Source organism: Streptomyces humidus, assembly GCF_014649655.1.
Taxonomy (GTDB): Bacteria; Actinomycetota; Actinomycetes; order Streptomycetales; family Streptomycetaceae; genus Streptomyces; species Streptomyces humidus.
The window spans coordinates 1-1,735 of record NZ_BMTL01000120.1 but is presented as its reverse complement, the minus strand read 5'-3'; the positions used below and the strand labels follow the sequence as shown (position 1 = coordinate 1,735).

Here is a 1,735-nt window from a genome sequence, read left to right as displayed (position 1 = left end):
GCGGCTGCGTGGGGGCATGGGCAGGGGCGTGGCCGGCCACCGCAGCAGGTGCCGACGGCGTCCTCCTCGCAGCAGGGGAACGCGGTGGCGGGCACGTCGGCTGCGGGTTCGTCCCACGTGGGTTCGGACGTGCCCCACGACGGGCGGGTGATCGGCGATTTCATCGATGCACCGGCTGATTTCCTTCAGAACAACGTGCTGCTCCTGCGTATGGACGAGGGTATGCGGCAACGGATGCCGGGTTCCGGCATCGATTCAGCGCGCTTTCTGCACTGGATGGACGGGAAGGACAGGCACTGGTTCACGATGACCGTGGATCCGAGCCGGTCCAAGCCGGATCGGCCGGTGTATCTCTTGACTCCGGCGGTGGAGAAATACGTTGAGGCGTTCGCTCATGAGGACGCGGAACTGCGGGAGATCGTTCAGGGACACGATGTTCCTGCCGTGGGCGGTCCGGAGACGTATGTAGCGGCGCACTATGTTCCCTATCTGCGAGGCTCGACGACGAATGCCGAGGTGAATGTCGGGCACGCTGACGTACCGGTGCGCAGGAACGAATCCTTCAGTCCTGATTTCGTGTTCACCGCCGCGATGAACGGCTGTGCGCTGGTGCTCACAGACGGGGCACGGGAGGACACCTTCACGGTCTGGCACTACCAGTCGCCGAACGGTGCGATCAACGGGGCAGCCGCCGAGGCTTTCCGTACGGAGCGCAGGCCCCTCGAATGGTTCGGGCACGAGCAGTACATGAGTGCGAACCCGGAGGGGATGCCCGAGGTCACGAACATCCTGTGGCGTGGCCCGGAAGGATGGAAGGTTCTCAGCCAGGAGAACCACACGTCGCCGTATTCGATGAGTGAGGTGAGCCTTCACAACTTCCGGTCGAAGCAGCTCGCTCCCGGGCGCGAATGGATCGACGTCTGGACCATCCACCGGGCGACAGCACATGCGCGCCTCGCCAAGATCAGCGCTGGCCGGGACAGCGTCAGCAGGCTGGATGGGGACAAGAGCAACCTCAATCTCCTGAGTGCCTACGATCTGGTGAAGATCCAGGCCGAGTCCGACGCGCGCGCTCTCGACGACGTCACCGGACCGAGTGAGCTGCTCTCCGTCGCCCGTTCGCTGCGGGACGGACGACAGGAGACGGACGAGTTGGTTCGTCGACTGCTGGAGAACCAGGACGTACAGGAGCGGCAGGACAGCAGGAACTGGACGTTCCGCAGAGCGAACGACGTGCCCCGGCTTCGCGAGAACGTCCGACGCCTGATCTCCGAATTCTCCGACAGCGGGTGGAGCGACAGCCTGGAGCGGGAGGCCAGAGCCGTCCACGACGCCATGCCCGGGCATGCCGATCCCACGACGGACCCTGCCGAATATCCCCTCACCCCTCCCCCGGCGCAGTTGCACAGCGCCGATGACCCCACTTCCCCGGAAGAGCACTGGCCGCACCCGGTCGGCAGGACGACCTTCTTGCCCAACCCGACGCAGGGGGTCACCGGGCCGCCCGGACAGCTGGAGACACCGGCCGCGGACCGTGGCCTCGGCGACGGGCGGAAGCCTGAGAACGTCGACACGGAGCCGGCGGGTTTTCGGCCGTTGGATCCGGATGAGGATCTCTTCGACAGGGTGAACGGGCGTCTTCGTGACATGTCGCGGGGGGAGGTGAGCCGGGAGGAGTTCGAGCGGATCCGTCAGGAGATGGTCGACGAGGGCTCATGGCTGCCGGGCCTGTCGT

1 protein-coding gene is annotated in these 1,735 nt (G+C 65.8%); it reads left to right on the top strand.

What is annotated here, in order from left to right; all coding sequences use genetic code 11:
• Positions 1–84: 84 nt before the first annotated feature.
• Positions 85–1,735 (top strand): hypothetical protein (locus IE239_RS41315; protein ID WP_229878821.1); only part of this gene is annotated, 1,651 nt, incomplete at its 3' end.